12 protein-coding genes and 3 tRNA genes are annotated in these 19,003 nt (G+C 38.9%); 6 read left to right on the forward strand and 9 right to left on the reverse strand.

The features are described from left to right. Positions 1 to 18: 18 nt before the first annotated feature. Genes rlmM through QQS39_RS15190 form a run of 3 tightly spaced genes read right to left on the reverse strand, consistent with a single transcriptional unit; the run spans position 19 to position 2,468 of the window. Positions 19 to 1,116 carry a 23S rRNA (cytidine(2498)-2'-O)-methyltransferase RlmM gene (rlmM, locus tag QQS39_RS15180; protein WP_151435987.1) on the reverse strand — a complete coding sequence of 366 codons (1,098 nt, stop codon included), beginning with the start codon at positions 1,114 to 1,116 and terminating at the stop codon, positions 19 to 21. Then, the gene (locus QQS39_RS15185; protein WP_036913817.1) at positions 1,109 to 1,504 is read right to left on the reverse strand and encodes a DUF423 domain-containing protein; all 396 of its coding nucleotides are present in this window, start codon (positions 1,502 to 1,504) and stop codon (positions 1,109 to 1,111) included. Before QQS39_RS15185 ends, rlmM begins: the two co-directional genes overlap by 8 nt. Before the next feature lie 43 nt (positions 1,505 to 1,547). Next, positions 1,548 to 2,468 (reverse strand): transcriptional regulator GcvA, encoded by a 921-nt coding sequence (locus QQS39_RS15190; RefSeq protein WP_023582728.1) that lies wholly within the window; start codon positions 2,466 to 2,468, stop codon positions 1,548 to 1,550. A gap of 663 nt (positions 2,469 to 3,131) precedes the next feature. Between QQS39_RS15190 and csdA the strand changes: the two genes are divergently transcribed. Together csdA and csdE are read left to right on the forward strand one after the other, a co-directional pair. Continuing rightward, positions 3,132 to 4,343 (forward strand): cysteine desulfurase CsdA, encoded by a 1,212-nt coding sequence (gene csdA, locus QQS39_RS15195; RefSeq protein ID WP_285804847.1) that lies wholly within the window; start codon positions 3,132 to 3,134, stop codon positions 4,341 to 4,343. Positions 4,344 to 4,348: 5 nt separating this feature from the next. Further along, a complete protein-coding gene (csdE, locus tag QQS39_RS15200; RefSeq protein WP_151435989.1) occupies positions 4,349 to 4,789 on the forward strand; it encodes a cysteine desulfurase sulfur acceptor subunit CsdE in 441 nt (146 codons plus the stop codon). A 91-nt stretch (positions 4,790 to 4,880) separates the two neighbouring features. On the opposite strand, the gene tcdA is transcribed toward csdE, so the two are convergent. Together tcdA and mltA are read right to left on the reverse strand one after the other, a co-directional pair. Beyond that, complete coding sequence (gene tcdA, locus QQS39_RS15205) at positions 4,881 to 5,693, reverse strand: tRNA cyclic N6-threonylcarbamoyladenosine(37) synthase TcdA (RefSeq protein WP_151436772.1); 813 nt, start codon at positions 5,691 to 5,693, stop codon at positions 4,881 to 4,883. 109 nt (positions 5,694 to 5,802) lie between these two features. Continuing rightward, positions 5,803 to 6,897: a murein transglycosylase A gene (mltA, locus tag QQS39_RS15210; RefSeq protein WP_285804848.1), complete on the reverse strand. Its 1,095-nt coding sequence runs from the start codon at positions 6,895 to 6,897 to the stop codon at positions 5,803 to 5,805. 283 nt (positions 6,898 to 7,180) lie between these two features. Between mltA and QQS39_RS15215 the strand changes: the two genes are divergently transcribed. From QQS39_RS15215 to QQS39_RS15225, 3 genes are all read left to right on the forward strand, one after another. Beyond that, a tRNA-Met gene (locus tag QQS39_RS15215) sits at positions 7,181 to 7,257 on the forward strand. A gap of 30 nt (positions 7,258 to 7,287) precedes the next feature. Continuing rightward, positions 7,288 to 7,364 (forward strand) — tRNA-Met (locus tag QQS39_RS15220). 22 nt (positions 7,365 to 7,386) lie between these two features. Then, positions 7,387 to 7,463 (forward strand) — tRNA-Met (locus tag QQS39_RS15225). 212 nt (positions 7,464 to 7,675) lie between these two features. On the opposite strand, the gene amiC is transcribed toward QQS39_RS15225, so the two are convergent. Beyond that, positions 7,676 to 8,938 carry an N-acetylmuramoyl-L-alanine amidase AmiC gene (amiC, locus tag QQS39_RS15230; RefSeq protein WP_151435991.1) on the reverse strand — a complete coding sequence of 421 codons (1,263 nt, stop codon included), beginning with the start codon at positions 8,936 to 8,938 and terminating at the stop codon, positions 7,676 to 7,678. Between the two features lie 240 nt (positions 8,939 to 9,178). Here amiC and argA point away from each other — a divergent pair, with 240 nt between their 5' ends. Further along, positions 9,179 to 10,513: an amino-acid N-acetyltransferase gene (gene argA, locus QQS39_RS15235; protein WP_151435992.1), complete on the forward strand. Its 1,335-nt coding sequence runs from the start codon at positions 9,179 to 9,181 to the stop codon at positions 10,511 to 10,513. A gap of 73 nt (positions 10,514 to 10,586) precedes the next feature. Here the strand turns inward: argA and recD are convergent, their stop codons facing one another. The 3 genes from recD to ptrA are packed head-to-tail and all read right to left on the reverse strand — an operon-like array spanning position 10,587 to position 18,996. Beyond that, a complete protein-coding gene (gene recD / locus QQS39_RS15240) occupies positions 10,587 to 12,497 on the reverse strand; it encodes an exodeoxyribonuclease V subunit alpha (RefSeq protein WP_196734715.1) in 1,911 nt (636 codons plus the stop codon). Positions 12,498 to 12,499: 2 nt separating this feature from the next. Further along, positions 12,500 to 16,111 (reverse strand): exodeoxyribonuclease V subunit beta, encoded by a 3,612-nt coding sequence (gene recB / locus QQS39_RS15245; protein ID WP_285804849.1) that lies wholly within the window; start codon positions 16,109 to 16,111, stop codon positions 12,500 to 12,502. Beyond that, on the reverse strand, positions 16,108 to 18,996 hold the full coding sequence (ptrA, locus tag QQS39_RS15250; protein ID WP_151435995.1) for a pitrilysin: 2,889 nt from the start codon (positions 18,994 to 18,996) through the stop codon (positions 16,108 to 16,110). Before ptrA ends, recB begins: the two co-directional genes overlap by 4 nt. Between the last annotated feature and the right edge of the window lie 7 nt (positions 18,997 to 19,003).

Raw genomic sequence — 19,003 nt, forward strand, 5'->3', positions numbered from 1 at the left:
GATGTACTTTGAGCGGTTTTAGAACTCACGATCTGGTCGATAAGCAGCCCAAATATTTTGAATATGAACCGTTATCTCTTCTCTATCGTGATACAGGTGCTTAGCTTGGATCTTAACGTTGATCCCTTTTTCCGCTAACTCTGTCTTTATTTTTTCAAGAATATGAGAGACTTCCTCATAACGCTTTTTCATTGGCAGTTTTAGATTAAAGATAGCTTCACGACACCATTCATTAGCAATCCAAGTTGTCATTAATGCAGCAACTTTAGCTGGTTTTTCAACCATATCACAAACAAGCCATGTGATATTTTTAGAGGTCGGTTCAAATTTAAAGCCATCAACTTGGTGATGACGAACTTGTCCTGTATCCATCAAAGATTGTGCCATTGGGCCATTATCAACAGCATGTACCATCATACTGCGTTTCACTAATTGATATGTCCAACCACCAGGGCATGCCCCTAAATCAACCGCTTTCATTCCACTTGCTAAACGCTCTTCCCACTCCTCATAAGGAATGAAAATATGAAATGCTTCTTCGAGTTTTAATGTCGAACGACTTGGTGCATCTGATGGGAATTTTAATCGAGGAATACCCATATAAAATGCGGAGTTATTAAAACTATAAGAGTAGCCAACATAACAACATCCCGGTGCAATAAAAAACACATGGATAATAGGGCGGCTAAAATTCTCTACTTTCAGCAAAATTTTCTCATTACGTAAATGATTACGTAATGGCACCGTAAATTTACGGCAGAATTTTAATAACTCTTTGCTTTCGTTAGTATCTGCAACTTCAACTCGAAGTTCACCTGCTTTTTCGACAGCACCTTTTAGCATTCCAACTATCGGTGTAATTCTATCTTCTGGTGGTAAATCTTTAAGTAATTCACCAGTCACAAACATCTGACGAGCAAAAATTAATTCACGGAAATTCACTTCGCGCGCGATCTTATCTGCTTCACCTTCTTGGTAGCATTCAAAAATCACATAACCACTTCCCTCTTTAACACGAGGAAAACCATAAACGCCGATTTGACCTGCTTTATCCGTAATCTCAGCCGCGCACTCTTTTTCAAAACCTTGGCGACAATATAATGCAACTTTATTCATGGCGAGACGCCGGTGCCCTTAGACGCAAAGCGCCAATAAAAATTAAAGCCCAACCAATAAGAAAACTAAATCCACCAATTGGCGTAAAATAAGATAACAATCTGACTTGTGTTAGCGCCATACAATAAAGGCTACCACTGAAAAGTAGAATACCAACACCAAAGAAAATACCCGCCCAATAAAACCATAAAATAGTTTTACGCATTAACATTGCCGCGATCCCGACAAGTAATAAGGTATGGACGATTTGGTAGCGCATCGCTAACTGAATATATTCCCAATGTTGTGGCGATAAATGAGGTGCAAGCTTATGAGTTGCAAATGCACCAAAAGCAACATAAAAGAAGCCACTAATCGCGGAAAACATAAGCAATGTACGACTATTCATTGTTTATTCCTTCCTATCTAGAAGATATTTGCCAATCGCAATATTAAGATGATGTCAGTAAACCTAGCTTTTCTTGCTCATTCGCTGCTTGAGATAAAATCCATTGGCGAAAAGCCGCAATTTTACCCAATTCAGCCTGACTATCTTGGCAAACTAAATAAAACGCATTTTTACTAACAAGGACATCTGGAAAAGGTCTTACTAATCGACCTGACTCTATTTCACTACGTGCCATTACATTATTAACTAATGCAACGCCTTGTCCATGTACAGCCGCCTGTATCACCATTGAACTATGGCTAAAAATAGGTCCTTGTTGCACATTTATCTGATTTTGTATCTCTAACTGACGTACATAAGCTTGCCAATCTCGACGAGATGTATCATGTAGCAGTGTATGATAAATCAGATCGGATGGTGTTTTTAGTGGTTTTTCACCTGTAAGTAAAGATGGCGCACAAACAGGTATCAAATATTCAGCATAAAGGCGGTCTGTGCGTAACCCAGTCCAATTTCCTCTACCATAAAAAATGGCGACATCAACATCGTCAGCCAGCTTATCTTCTTCTCTATCAACAGCCTGAATTCGCACATCAATTCCCGGATAAGCTTGATTAAACCCAGATAGCCGCGGTACTAACCATTGAATAGCAAAACTTGGGGAAAGGCTAACGGTAAGCGCACCTTTCGCGCTTCGAGCTAATAATTTGCGAGTTGCCTCGTTAATTGATGAAAAGATTTCCTTAATATCAAGGTAATAACTCTGCCCTTCTTCGGTTAATAAAAGGGAACGGTTGCGTCTTCTAAATAATTTTAGCCCAAGGAATTCTTCTAATGTTTTAATTTGGTGGCTCACTGCTGCTTGTGTCACAAATAATTCTTCAGCGGCTTTAGTAAAACTTAAATGACGTGCCGCTGAATCAAAAACCCTAAGCGCATTTAATGGCGGTAAACGTTTAGACATATTCGGTTCTTAAACCCCTATTTTGGCTATTAGTAGACCCTAACTTTCATCATTAGTTTTTTTTATGCGAAGCATTATAATTTGTCCCTTGATGATTAGCCAGTAAATACCTATAGTAAGCGCACTTCCTAAGCCGGAACGAAAAGTTGTGTAGTAGCAATACTGCAAAACTTTTGGCTTTGTGGTTGTGATGTTGTGTTTGCAAGTTGTCTGGAAATTCCAGACTTAGTAGCCGATGCTACTGTTTTTTTTCACTTCCTGTACATTTACCCTGTCTGTCCATAGTGATTTTATAGTGCACCGCCAAGGCGGTGCTTTTTTTATTCCCTATTTTTCTCTACTTTTTAATTACCCACGCATACTATTTTGATGTTTTCATCCATTTTTTATAATGAAATTATCATCATTATTCTAAAAAAACTCACCACAGATGATCCCCAATAAATTAAAACAACAAAAAATAGGATATTAATCTGATCTCAGTGATTTTTTATTGAGTGAACTTTCATCATCTTAATCGTGTTATTATGGGTCTAATCACGCATTACAAACGGATGCCCTTAGGTTTCCGTTATAAATAAATATAATTAACCGTATAATCTATACGCCCTATTTTTAACGACAAATCACGAAAATTTATTCGTCTACTATTACAGCCTAACTATGAACGCATTTTCACCTGATTTATTTCGACAACAATTTCCTGCTCTTAAAGAAAAGACTATTTATCTCGATAGTGCAGCAACTGCATTAAAGCCTCTTGCCATGATAGAAGCTTCTGATGCGTTTTATCGCCATAATTTTGCGACGGTTCACCGTAGCCAATATCAGCACGCTAAAGAGACAACGCAACAATATGAAGCGACACGTCAACAGGTTGCCGACTTAATCAATAGTGCTGATAGTGATACGATTATTTGGACAAAAAGCACCACAGAATCACTCAACCTTATTGCTCAAGGTTATTTTCGCCCACGCTTACAAGCAGGTGATGAAATCATTGTTAGTGAGCAAGAGCACCATGCAAACCTTATTCCTTGGTTGATACTGGCAGAACAAACTGGCGCACGAGTGATCCGTTGGGCTATTGAGGATCATTTTTTACCTTCAATTAATAGCTTAAATGCTTTAATCAATAAGCGGACACGAATTGTTGCTGTTAGCCAAATGTCGAATGTGACAGGCGCTCAAATCGCATTAGATAAAGTTTCCCAATGCGTTCATCAATACGATAATTGCTTACTGGTTGTCGATGGAGCGCAAGGTATTGCGCATCACCCAACAGATGTCACAGTACTTGATATCGATTTCTATGTTTTTTCTGCTCATAAACTTTATGGTCCTAATGGATTGGGCATTTGTTATGGCAAACGAGAACACTTAGAGAACATGACACCTTGGCATGGTGGTGGAAAGATGCTGACTAACGCAACATTCGAAGGTTTTACTCCAGCCCCAATTCCTCAGCGTTTTGAAGCTGGAACACCTAATGTTGCGGGTGTTATTGCATTTTCAGCCACACTAGCATGGTTAGAAAAGCAAGATATGCACCTTGCTAATCAATATGCTTTAGAGCTTGCAGAAGAAGCAGAGAAGCGTCTGAGTGAGCTAAATGGGTTTATCAGTTACCGAGCCGCCAACTCATCAGTTGTTTCTTTCAATTTTGAAGGTATTCATCATAGTGATTTAGCAACATTAATCACAGAGAAAGGCATTGCATTACGCACAGGGCAACACTGCGCACAGCCCCTTATTGATTCATTAAATATTTCAGGCTGTTTACGTATTTCTTTTATGCCTTATAATCAACTTTCTGATATTGATGCCTTTATTGACGCTGTTATTTTTGCGTTAACACTCTTAAAAGACGAATAACCATCATGACCAACATTACAACACAGCACCCTTTTGGCAATGAAATTACCCTAGATATCTTGCTTAATGATTTCCAAAAATCAAAAGCATGGGAAGATAAATATCGCCAATTGATTCAACTTTCTCGTAAATTGCCCGCATTACCTGATGAATTAAAAACAACAGAAAAAGAAATCAAGGGATGTGAGAACAGAGTGTGGCTAGGTGTCGAATTAAATAATGACGGCAAATACCATGTTTATGGCGATAGTGATGGTCGTATTGTAAAAGGCTTACTGACTATTATTTTAGCCTCTGTTGAAAATAAAACAGCGCAAGAAATAGCTGATATCGATATGTTAGCGATTTTTGATCAATTAGGATTGGCTAATCAAATTAGCCAATCTCGTACTGACGGAGTGAATGCAATTGTCGCGCGATTAAAATCACTCACCTCTCAGTATTAAGTTTTATACTCTAAATAATTCAAGATGTAGCTAGGCGACAAGTGAATGAGTCGCTAGGAGCATATATCAGTATGTGACTAGTGCGAATACTTTAAATATGACCAGTACGCTGCGCCTTTGCTAACATCTTCTTCAAAGCATGAGACACCGCAATAAAACCAAACGACGCCGTTACCATCGTTACGGCACCAAAGCCAGCTGAACAATCCATTCGTTTCACACCATCTGCGGTACTTTTAGCGGCACAAACCGTACCATCTCCTTGTGGATAAACGAGTTGCTCTGTTGAGAAAACACAATCGATCCCTAGTTTTCCCTTACTGTTTTTTACGACATTAAAATCAGACTTCAAACGCTCTCTTAATTTAGCCGCTAAAGGATCTTGAATTGTTTTTGCTAGATCAACCACTTGGATTTGTGTTGGATCAATTTGCCCACCAGCACCACCCGTTGTGATCACCGGAATTTTATAACGACGGCAATAAGCTAATAATGCAGCCTTTGGTCTTACACTATCAATGGCATCAATGACATAATCAAAGTTGTTATTCATCATTTCAGCGACATTATCAACCGTGACAAAATCATCAATACTCGTCACTTTGCATTCTGGATTGATTGCTAAAATACGCTGTTTCATCACATCACATTTAGGCTGGCCCACGCTTTCTTTTAACGCATGTATTTGACGATTAGTGTTAGTCACACACACATCATCCATATCAATTAAGGTGATAGCACCAATACCACTACGTGCTAATGCTTCAGCAGCCCAGCTACCGACCCCACCTATACCCACGACACAAATATGAGCCTGAGCAAAATAAGACAACGCTTTTTGCCCATAGAGTCGCCCTATTCCAGAAAAGCGTTGTAAATATGAATCTGATAATGAATTTTGCATAATGCGATAACAACCTAAATAACAGAAATAATCACGGCTCCTAATATCCATAGCCATGTCGTTTGCATCATTTTACCGTTAATAATGAACAGATAAATAGTAAATCGTTTTATGACGCAGGGTTTAATAAGTTAAGTTGTGATTTTTTTAATACCCAAACACGCCCATAATGATTATAAAAACCTGCCATATGACCAGCATCTTTACCAATTCCATGATAAATATCGAAATGATGCCCTTTAATTGCCCCACCTACATCTAATGCCACCATTAAACGCATTTGGTATTCACCTGTAAAATTACCGCTATTATCAAGTACAGGAATTTCAGCAAGCAGCACCGTTCCGGCAGGAATAATACTTCTGTCGGAAGCCACAGAAGCAAGTGCAACAAGAGGAATAGCACTAGCGCCTCTGACTGGTGTAAAAGGCTCTGGTTTGAAAAACACAAATGACGGGTTTTCTTCTAATAATTTTCTAACTTCAGCATCATTGTGCTTATCAGCCCAATCTCTAATAGCAAGCATCGACATATCTTTTCTTTCTACTTCGCCATTATCAATAAGTACTTTGCCAATACTACGGTAAGGGTGTCCGTTTTTCCCCGCATAACCAAAGAACGTTAAAGGTTTACCATCACCAAAATCAACATAACCACTTCCCTGAACTTCCATCATAAAATTATCCATAATGGAGTTACTGTAAGCTGCAATTAAAGATTGGCTTAATGCACCATTATAAATAGCAGCACGAGAAGGCAATTTTGAACGACTATTAGCCGGCATTTTATAAAGAGGGTATTGGAATTCACCTTGTTGCGTTAAACGAGCTTCAAGAACAGGGGTGTAATATCCAGTAAACTGAACATTACCGTACTTATCGACGCCTTCCATTTGAAATGCAGAAAGATTGAATTGACGTAATTGGCGTGTATCTGCACCAGATCGTAACCAGTTTTCTACCGCCTGATAAGTCTCTTTATTGCTATTGTATAAGCGGGATGATGTTTGGTTTATCTGGTTTACTTGTTGTAAGTAATCAGGACCATTAATCGGTGTACCTTGCGTATTTGGCGAGCTTACCTCAATGAGATCTTGCTTAAGCTTTCCATCTTTATACTGTTGCCCTTGCTCTGTTGGACGATGACATCCTGTCAAAGCTAGCGCTAACATACCTAAAATTAACGATTTTCGCCAAGTAACCATTTTTGACCCGCTTAATGACTGAATTTGAGTGTTGATTTTGAGTTAGAAAGATACCAAAGCAAAATCAATAAAGATATGAATATGCTAATTGTTAAGGCTTTCTATTATCACCCAATCAATATGACTTTTAAACAACTCTCAATAACTTGAAGTATGACAAGTATAACTGCCTAAATTTGCATCTTGATGTGTTATTTCTGACCGTTTTTAAAAGAAAACTGTAAAAATTTCATAAAAAACTTGCAACTCAGCAGATCCTGAGTATAGTGCCCCTCTGTGGAGACGCGGGGTGGAGCAGCTTGGTAGCTCGTCGGGCTCATAACCCGAAGGTCGTCAGTTCAAATCTGGCCCCCGCAACCAATTCACAAAGCAGTAAGTTATAGTATCAGTCGCGGGATGGAGCAGCATGGTAGCTCGTCGGGCTCATAACCCGAAGGTCGTTGGTTCAAATCCAGCTCCCGCAACCAATTCTATAAACAACAATTCAGTCGCGGGATGGAGCAGCATGGTAGCTCGTCGGGCTCATAACCCGAAGGTCGTTGGTTCAAATCCAGCTCCCGCAACCAATTTCTCTTCAAGATTTCCTCTTATTTTATTTTCTCTCTTAATTTACAAACCTAATTTTATCCCTCATAGATTTACTAAATAAAATTTCTTTTATCTCAATAATGTATTGTATTAGATAGATTTATTGTGTTGAAAATACAATAAAAACGCCAATAGAAAGCGCATGATATTGGCTTTCTACTGGACTATAAGAAAAGGAGATAGAGAAAGATTAGCTACGATCAGCTAAGGTTAATTCACCGCCATTGGCAAAATAAGCTTTGATCCCTTTAAAGATAGATTCAGCAATTTGTTGCTGGAACTTGGCTGTTTTCAGCTTTTTCTCTTCTTCGATATTACTGATAAAGGCCGTTTCAACCAGTATTGATGGAATTTCTGGCGCTTTTAATACCGCAAAACCTGCCTGATCGACTTTATTTTTATGCAGTTTATTAATCCCACCCATGAGCTTAAGTACTTCGCTACCAAATTTCAGGCTGTCATTAATTGTCGCAGTTTGCACAAGATCTAACATGGCGTGATCAACATAACGATCGCCGCTTTTACTTACCCCACCAATTAAGTCAGACTCATTTTGTGTTTGAGCAAGATAACGTGCCGTATTACTGGTTGCGCCCGTTTTTGATAATGCAAAAACAGATGAACCTCTCGCAGCGCGGTTTGTAAACGCATCAGCATGGATAGAGACAAATAAATCTGCCTGCATTTTCCGCGCTTTTGCAACACGTACTGTCAATGGAATAAAGACATCTTCATTACGTGTCATATACGCTTTCATTTTAGCGTCTTTATCAATAAGCGTTCTTAAGCGACGAGCAATTTGTAAAACCACATCTTTTTCACGCGTTTTATATTTACCAATTGCGCCCGGATCTTCCCCGCCATGACCTGGATCGATCATGATAATAATAGGTCTATCTCGCCCCGCTCGACCCGGTTTACGCGTGTCGGTTTGCGCTGGTACGGCTTGTTGTAAATCACCGTCGTTATATTCACGCAATAGCGCTAAGAGAGGATCGTCTTCCTTATCAGCACCATGGCTTGGGTAGAAATCTAACACCAAACGGTTTTTAAATTCAGCCACCGGTTTCAGCGTAAACATTTGGGGTTGTACAGGCGTTTTTACTTCAAATACCAGTCGTACTGTTTTAGGTGTATTTTGGCCAACGCGAATAAGTTTTAAATACGGATCGCTAGTCTGAACTTGATTAGCGACACCTTTCAATACGCTATTGAGTTGAATACCTTCTAAATCCACCACAATACGTTCAGGATTTGATAATGCAAACTGACGATATTTCAGTGGTGTACTGGATTCTATAGTCACGCGAGTATAAGTCGAGGCAGGCCAAACCCTCACAGCAACAATCGATGCTGTGGCAGCAAGACCAACAGGACTAACACTTAACAATAATAACGCGCCAATTCCTTTAACAAGACGACGACGAGTTTGATTGTGCTCAGAATGACTCATGAAAATATTCCAAAAAAACGATTAACGTCAATAAACTCTAAAAAGAGATAAAAAAAGTTAAGAACAAAAAACTTTACCCAATCCACACTTCACTGTCACTTAAAAACAGCACAATTACTCACTTTTACACGAATATTCTGCCTTCAGGGAAAACAATAAGATAGGATTTTACTTGCCATCCCTCTCCAAAAAGAATAAAAATACATTAAATTCGAATAAAAATTCACTTGAGAGGGTTTTATGAAAGAGCGTAGCACCGAATTGGTTGATGGATTCCGCCACTCGGTTCCGTATATTAATGCACATAGAGGCAAAACATTTGTCATTATGTTGGGTGGCGAAGCCATTGCTCACGAAAACTTCCCATCTATCATTAATGATATTGGGTTACTACACAGCCTAGGCATTCGTTTAGTGGTTGTTTATGGCGCTCGACCACAAATTGACACTGCGCTTGAAATACAAAAAGTATCTCCAATTTATCATAAATATACGCGTATCACAGATAGTAAAACCTTAGAAATCGTTAAACAAGCTGCGGGCACATTACAATTGGATATTACGGCTCGCCTCTCAATGAGTTTAAGCAATACGCCATTACAAGGTGCGCATATTAATGTGGTTAGTGGTAATTTTGTTATCGCACAGCCATTAGGGGTTGATGATGGCGTTGATTATTGTCATAGCGGAAAAATTCGTCGTATCGATGAAGAAGCCATTCACCGCCAGTTAGACAGTAATGCTATTGTATTAATTGGCCCAGTTGCAGTGTCTGTTACAGGTGAAAGTTTTAATCTCACCTCAGAAGAAGTGGCAACCCAGCTTGCGATAAAACTTAAAGCACAAAAACTGATCGGATTTTGCTCATTTCAAGGTGTTATCGATGAAGAAGGGCACATTGTTTCTGAGCTACTACCTAATCAAGCTGAAGATAAAATTCAAGAGCTACAAACAGAAGGTGATTACCATTCAGGCACAGTAAGATTCTTACGGGGAGCGGTTAAAGCCTGTCGTCGTGGTGTAGAACGCAGCCACTTACTAAGTTATCAATCTGATGGTGCGCTTATTCAAGAATTATTCTCTCGTGATGGTATTGGTACTCAAATCGTCATGGAGAGTGCAGAAAAAGTTCGTAGAGCAAATATTAATGATATTGGTGGCATACTCGAACTTATTCGCCCATTAGAACAGCAAGGTATTTTAGTCAGACGTTCAAGAGAACAATTAGAAGTTGAAATTGACCAATTCACTATTATTGAACGCGATAATATGACTATTGCATGCGCAGCGCTTTATCCTTACCCATCAGAAAAAATTGGTGAAATGGCTTGTGTTGCAGTACATCCAGATTATCGCAGCTCTTGTCGTGGCGAGGTCTTGCTACAACGCATTTCAGCACATGCTAAGCAATTAGGATTAGAAAAGCTGTTTGTTCTCACAACACGTAGCATACACTGGTTTCAAGAAAAAGGATTTGAACCTGCTGAAATTGATAAACTCCCTATTGAAAAACAAGCTCTTTATAATTACCAACGCCGTTCTAAAATTTTGATTTTAGACTTACATAAAGAGTAATTACCAAGCATAAAAAAAGACAGGTATCCCTCTCAATGCCTGTCTTTTATTATTTCCCACGATTAGCTAACAGCTAATAACGTAATTTATCAATTAATCCACTTCTACGTTGAATACGCGTTTGTATTGCCATTTTCACCATAGACTCTGAAGCATAAAGAGAAAGCTTTTGTTTAGCGCGGGTTAATGCGGTATATAACAATTCTCGGCTCACAACAGGTGAAAATTTATCGGGGAGTACTAATGCGGTATGGGTAAATTCCGAACCTTGTGATTTATGCACCGTCATTACATACGCAGTTTCATGCTGTGGTAATCGGCTAGGTTGGATCGCTTTCAATTTTCCATCCGGTAGTTGGAAAAACGCTTTCATTTCACCTTCATCGTTATTGAGCATAATGCCAATATCACCATTAAACAGACCTAATGTACTGTCATTTCGTTGGATCATAATGGGGCGACCAATATAATCACTTTGATAACTGTTTGTAGGACGACGGATCAATCGCTGGCGATGCAATAACATCTCAATTCTGTCATTTAAACCACTCACACCAAAAGGACCTTCTCTTCGTGCGCACAATAAACGGTATTGGTTAAATGCATTAAGAATAATATCAGGTGATGCTTTTTGAGAAACTAAAGTGAGATACTCTCGATAGGCATTAACGGCATCTTGTATCATCAGTAAATAGCTTTCTTTTGACTCTAAAGCAATAAAGCTCACATCTTGAGGCGCTAATGCTATTTCAAGCTGTTGCGGGCTAACCTCAGCCTTTTTTAATAACGCAATCGCTATTTTGGTTTGTCCTTTATTAACCGCAAAAGCAAGTTGCCCTATCCCTGAATCTTCACCAAAACGATAGCTTTTACGTAATAGACACAGAGAATCACTGACGACAGAGACTGGCGTTTGAGAAACAGGAATAATATCCGTAGATTTAACCAATTCACCTTGAGTTAAATGATTAATCTGATCAAACCTTTTTTGACTGAAACCATCTTCAGAAAAACGGCAAATATCACCTAATACAGCCCCCGCCTCAACAGAAGCAAGTTGGTCTTTATCACCTAAGAAAATAACGTGGCATTTTGATGGGAGTGCATCAATCAAGCGCGCCATCATGGGTAAATCAACCATTGAGGCTTCATCAACAACTAAAATATCAAGCTGTAATGGATTATCTTTATGGTAACGCACTTGCTGGCTTTCAGGCTGAGCGCCTAATAAACGATGAATAGTTTGTGCTTGCTTTGGCATCCACTTATTTTCTTCTTCGCTTAAATTAAGTTGCGCCAACGCCTTTCCTAAAGATTCCGTTAATCTCGCGGCAGCTTTACCTGTAGGAGCCGCTAATTGAATAATCGGCTTTTCATTCGATGTAAGCATCACAAAAGCCGCTAAAATTTTAGCCACTGTCGTGGTTTTCCCCGTTCCGGGACCGCCTGAAATAATAGAAATAGGGCTTGTGATAGCAACACTGGCAGCCACTTTTTGCCAATTTGTTTCTTGGCTTTCTTTCGTGACGGGAAAAAGCTGGTTAAGCACCTTAATTAATTCATTTTCATCAATATCAACAATGGTGTGCTCTTGCCTAAAAAATTGAGCGACTTTCTCTTCATAGCTCCACATTCTTTGTAAATAAAGAAGTTCATTATCTAAAATAATCGGAGAAGGAAGATCATCGCTACTTTGACTAACGCAATGACAATGGGTCAACTCTTCTACTATTTTTTTAGCCGAAGGCTTACCCATTTTTTGCCAAATCTCTTGTGAAAACTCTTTTTGCCTACCATCAAACAGTTGATCTTTTTGAATAATGTTTAATGGTAAGCAAACGTGCCCTGCGCCAGTTTGAGCGCTCAAATAAGCAAATAAAAACAGTAAAATTGGGTTCTCATCTTCAACCAGCATTTGTGCAAATCGAAGATCTAAAGGTCGTAGTAAGTTTTGTGTAATCGCTTGTTCTAATAGTTTGATCATTTTTATTTCTCACCGACTACATCGGGTTTGCTTGTTTTACCTGTAAATAATGAATCTAACGCCAAAACAAAAGCTTCATCAGGCAAATAGGCATAAACCCCATTTCCGGGATGTTCTTTATCTATACCCCGTAAAAAAAGATAATAAATACCACCAAAATGAGTTCGGTAATCATAATCAGGAATACGTTGCTGTAAAAAACGATGTAACGCTAAGGTATAGAGTTGATATTGCAAGTCGTAGCGATGATCCATCATTGCATTCATCATCGCTTCTTGTGTGTAATCCTCACTCGATTCACCTAACCAATTCGATTTATAATCCACAACATAGTATTTACCTTCCCAAGAAAAGACTAAGTCAATAAAGCCTTTTAGCATTCCTTCTACTTGTTGAAATTGCAAAGCAGGACAAAGTTTTGATAGAGGATCAAACTGACTAATTAATTGAGTCAATTGGGCTGATGATACTTCTTTCTCAATAGGTAAATAGAATTGTAATTCATCAAGTTGTTGTGATTTTGGGATATCAGCAAGACACAATCCTTGAGAATTAAGCGGTGTATGAAATAGCGTTTCCATCCATGTCACTAAAAGAGCCGCCCACTTTTCATCAAAGCCTTGAGCAGTCAATTGTTCTTGCATCCACAGCTCATCAATAGGCTGCGAAAAATCTAATACTTCCAGCAAACTATGTAAGAATGTTCCTGCTACTGCACCTCGAGGAAAATGATGAATAGAATTTTCATCAACCTCTCCTTGTTGCTTTTCACCTTTAGCATCTGTATCAAGCCCCGGTGCGATAGATTGCACCAAAGCCTCAATATCACCTAAATCAAAATGATAACCACGATTTGAATGCTGATAGGTTAATCCTGAATAGCTCGTTATACGCCAATTATCATGGATCTGACGTTTAAATATAGCGGCTTCAAGTTTTGTTTCAGCCATTAATTGAGGCTGATAGCAATGTGCTGATATATTATCAAGCGTTGTTACACTGATATTATCATCTAATAAAGCGTGAATTGATTGATGCAATAATTCACTATTGCCTTCCTCGCCCTGCTGTAATAAATACCCTAAAGCATTCTTATGCAGATCGGTAAGCCCTGATTTACGTTTAGTTCCCTTAACCAGAGGCGCAACACCAACATAACAGCAGAATTTAGATCGTGTTAATGCCACATAAAGTAAGCGTAAATCTTCAGCCAAGCGCTCTTCATCCGCTAAGCGTAAACTTTCAGGTCGGCTGAAAATATCTAATTTCGCGTGAAATTTTTCTCTGTCATGATAAAGCGCCCCTTTTTGTTCTTGGTAATTACAAGCAAAAGGTAAGCAAACAATAGGATATTCAAGACCTTTAGATTTATGGATAGTACAAATTCGCACAAGATTTCGATCGCTTTCCAAACGCATTTGTTGACTTTCAGATTGAGCATCAGGATGAGAGATCTGTTGTGCTAACCAACGAATAAGGGCGTGTTCACTATCAAGTTGTAATGAAGTTTCTTGTAATAATTCACCAATATGCATGATATCTGTAAGTCGGCGCTCACCATCAATACTTGCGAGTAAATTTTCCGCAATTTGATTATCCATCATGATCTTACGCAACATGGGTAAAACACCACGCTTTTGCCATAGTACATAGTAATCAGCAAATTTCTCCACGTAGCTATTCCAGCGTGCCTCATTGCGGTTCAGATCATCAATTTGCTTTGCGCTAAAACCAAATAATTGGCTGGCTAAAGATGCCCTTAAAACGCGTTCTTTCTCCGGTGTGACAACCGCTTGTAATAACCAAAGTAGATCTTTAGCTTCATTGGTTTCAAATACACTTTCACGATTGGATAAGAATACAGATTGTATTGAAAGCAAATTCAGTGCATCACGGACCAATATCGCTTCTCTACGGCTACGCACCAGTACCATAATATCCGCAGATGTAACCGCTTTTTTTGCGCCTTGCTCAATCAGCCAAGCCTGTTGCTGATCCCCTGCGGATAACCAATCACGAATTTGTGCGGCACATTGCGCTGCCATGATTTGCTCATAATTTCCCGTAGAAACACTTTCGCCTTCAGCAAGCCAAAAATTAACAGGCGAAATCGGTTTATCATGGTAAATAAAGACCATGTCTTGGTTTTTTTCAGCCGAACTTACTTCAATAAAAGGGATATGCTCAAATAAAAATGGCGCATTGGAGCGCATAAAAAGCTTGTTAACTGCATTCACCATACCCGGTGCAGAGCGCCAGTTAGTATTTAATGTGTAGTGATGAGATGTCTGCTTTCGGGCTTGAATATAAGTAAAAATATCCGCACCACGGAATGCATAAATTGCCTGTTTAGGATCACCAATAAACAATAACCCGCTGTTTTCATGCTCACCATAAATGGCATCAAAAATACGGTATTGTTGAGGATCGGTGTCTTGGAATTCATCGATCATTGCAACTGGGTAGCGTTCACGAATAGCTTGCGCTAAAGCCTCACCACCTTCACGTTTCAATGCTCTATCTAAACGTGTTAATAAATCATCAAATCCCATTTCACCACGACGCATCTTTTCATTTTCAATGCCTTGGCGTATTTCAGGGATCGCGTTGGCGAGAATAACATCTCGCAGAGTCAGGCTCTGCTTTGTTAATCGTTCAATTTCAACAAAAAGAATATGCTCTGGTGCGGGACCTTTCGTTGCCTTTTCATTCAGCGTTTCTTGAGAAAAACGAACTAAACAATCAGGTAATTGATAGCTTTTCGTTTCTAATGTTGACGCCCACAGAGTAATTTCTTCAATCCATTTGGGTAAGAAACGACTGCTATAACTACGTTTATCAACACCTGAAGCGGTTATCCATGCTTCAACTTCATGATGATGTTCATGCCAACGCGCCTTCACCTTGTTAATGGCTTCAATAACCGCTTGATGACGCTCTTTGACTGATTCATTTTCACTGTCTAATGCCACACCTTCAATTTCAGGCATTTCACCTTGTAAATAAGGCTGTATTTCATAAAGCAGTTGTTCAGGGCCAGACCAAATCTGGCTTACTGCATTAGCAACATCATAAGAAAGTGGATAACAGTGCCGTCGCCAAAAGTCAGCACATACCCGTTTTTTTAGCTCATATTCATCTTGGATCAAGACTTGTTCAAACAAGACTCCTGATTCAAATGCATTGTTTGCCAACATACGTTGGCAAAAGCCATGAATGGTATAAATAGCCGCTTCATCCATTTGTCGTTCGGCTTCTAACAACCACTGTGCAGCCAGCTCTTTATTAGGGATCTGTTTAAGTAACTCATCATAAGTATGATCGCTACTTTCAACATCATGACGGATACAGGCAAGTCTTAGTTCATGAATATTTTTACGAATACGGGCTCGTAATTCATCTGTCGCCGCATCCGTAAATGTCACAACTAAAATCTCTTCAACATTGAGAGGGCGGTAGAATGCAGACTCTCCGCCTAATCCAAGAAGCAACCGTAAATACAACAACCCGATGGTATAAGTTTTCCCTGTTCCCGCTGACGCCTCAATGAGGCGTCTTTGGTACAAAGGAAGTGTATACGGGTTTAATGGCTGTGCCTGTATCACTTCACTCACTCTTTAATTTCCTCAACAGGTAAGGTTTTTTGTAATTCACTTACCGTAGCATAACGTTTCCATTGTTTATTTTCGGCATAATCAGCATCTTTGCCATCTTTACCAATAATTTGAGAAACAAAAATAAAGCCGTTTGGTTTTATAATTGCTTTTTCATAAAACTCAATAGCTTGTTTTAACGTTACTTTATTAAGCTCCGCTAAGAATTTTTCACGTCCATCATATTTTAAGTTATTACGATGGAAGTCATTTCGATAAAGAGAAACTTCTTCATAGAACGTTTGAGGTGGCTGTTTAACTTCGGTAATAATCGCCTGTTTATACTGATTAAAATCAGCCTCGTTCATTTTTTTCAAACGCTCGTAAGCTTGTTGATAAAATGCGTTATAACGCTGATTTAAATAGGCTGGTGGTTTTGCATTACTTTGTAGTAAAAAGCCGATACCTGATTGCTCACCCATAGTGGCTTGATAAGCAAATACAGCATAACCAAGTTGCTCTTCTGTTCTTAATTGATCATAGAACCAAGGCTTGATAACAGACGATAACACTGAAGAAATTGCCTGACCTTCAAGGCGGCTATAGCCAGTTGGGATATAAAGCTCCCCTAATGCGTTATCTGTGCTCTTCGATTTATTTTGGAATTCAACTGCATTTAATTTATTGAATACTAATGTTTCACCGATCCAATATTCTGTGCCTTGATTACCTAATAATTCGTGTGCAGATTTAGCAATATCGCGGCTTTGCTCTGGTGTTAAGTTACCAATAATCAGCGCTTGAAGTGCGGCATTTTTAATTACGTCACGGCGATTATCAATAATATCTTGTAGTGTAATTGACTCTAATGCTTTGAGTTTTTCGGCTTCTTCATAGTACGGGATCGTATTTAATCGACGAGCCGGTAACATAGCGGCTTCAAAAGCTTTTAAGTTATGAGTCACTTCAAGTTGTTCACGATACCAAGATTTAGCTTGATCCAACTCTTCTTGAGTTGATTCAAAGCTCATATAGCTTTTCAGTGTCGCATTAACGAGTTCTGGTAAATGTTGCGTATAACCATTCATTGAAAAATCAATACCTTGTCCTGATGAGGATGAGATATTCATTCCAGCAACAGACGCTTGGTAAGATAATTCACTTAATGCTAAACCAGCGAGATAATCCGTTAAGGTTTGTGTCACTTGTTGCTTAACAGTAATGTCTGATTTTTTATTCACTAAACTTAATGTCACACTGGCTTTAGGCTCATCAGAAAAATAGTGCGATGGCATATAAAACAAGCGAGCGCTTTTATCTTGCCACAATAATTGTGGTTTGGTGATTTTGCTGTCCGCATCAATCAATGAAAGATTATCAGGGATATAAGGGTTCAGTGCTGGCAGTGATAATGAAATATCATCTGATAATGTTTGCCATGTTTTTAATTGCTTATCTGTGATTTTATCAACCTGATAAGGCGCATTAACAAAATAGGCTTGTTTGTTAGAAGGTTCATTCGGGCTTATTACCCAAATACGTGCTTTCTCTGGTGTAAGAGAATCAAGACGAGAAAGAATAGCTGAAGGTTGATAATTATCAGCAATATAGTCTGCATCTAGAATATTTTTGATTGGATAACGTAGCATCATATCCGAAATGCCTTCTATGTAATTCATATCTCTTACAATAGAGCCATAACGAAATGAGAGATCTAATACATTCGCAATTTCATCAAAATAACGCTGACTGATACCTTCTGTTTGAATTAAACGAATGTACGAAAAGATAGCGGAAATCACTTTATCTTTTTGCGCTAACCCTTTATCGGTTAACGAAACATAAATGGTAAACGAACCTTGGTTACGATCGATATATGGCTCTGAGAACGCACTAATATTTTCGGCTAAACCTTGGTCTTGTAACCATGTTGCTAAAGTGCCTGAGCTACGATTGCCAATTAAATAGCCAATGTATTCGTCAGTTTTACTGCGAAAATCAGCAACGTTGTTATCTATACCAAACTCAATTTGTAAAGTCTTTTGCGGTTGCGCTGGTACTAAGTGGATCATTAACCCTTTTTCTTTATCCGTCATAGCAGGTACTGTGGTGACTGGCACATCTGCCTTTTTATTCGGGATACGAGCGAAAGTGTTTGCAGCTAATTTAGACAATTCATCAAGTGATTTATTGCTGTAAATTACCCCATTCATTAAATTGCCAGAGTAGTGTTTTTGATAGAATTTTATTAACTCATCTTGAAGCTTACTATTTGGCTTATCACTTAATGTTTCTAGATTCCCACCCATAAAACGAGAACTTGGATGTGATGGGTTTAAAGTTTCTGCTCTGACTTGCCAAAAACGCATACCATCGCGCGCACGCGCCATTGTTAATTCTGCATTAACAGCATTACGTTCACGATCTGCATTTTTAGGATCAAGTAAAGGTTCAGCTAAAGCATCAGCAAGGCGATCAACCGCTTCATTAATAGCACTATTTTCCACTTCTAAATAGAATGCAGTGCGATAAGTCGTTGTACTCGCATTATGAGAGCCGCCATTCTTTTGTAAGAATTCAGACATACTGCCTGATTGAGGGTATTTAGCCGATCCCATTAGCACCATATGTTCTAAATAGTGCGCAAGACCCTGCTGACTATCTGGATCTTCTAATGCACCAACAGGTAATGCAACCGCTGTTAATGATTTAACTGCTTTTTCATCAGAAACCAGTAATACGGTCATTTCATTAGGTAGTTTGATCGCTTGATATTGCCGTGGATCGCTCTCACTTTTTTCAATACTATCAGGCAATACTTGCCAGAGTGGATCAGCCGCAAAACTATTGATACTCACTAGCATCAATAGCAACATGATCCATAGTTGCGAGCAGTATTTTCTCATCTGATAT

Source organism: Proteus appendicitidis, assembly GCF_030271835.1.
Classification (GTDB): Bacteria; Pseudomonadota; Gammaproteobacteria; order Enterobacterales; family Enterobacteriaceae; genus Proteus; species Proteus appendicitidis.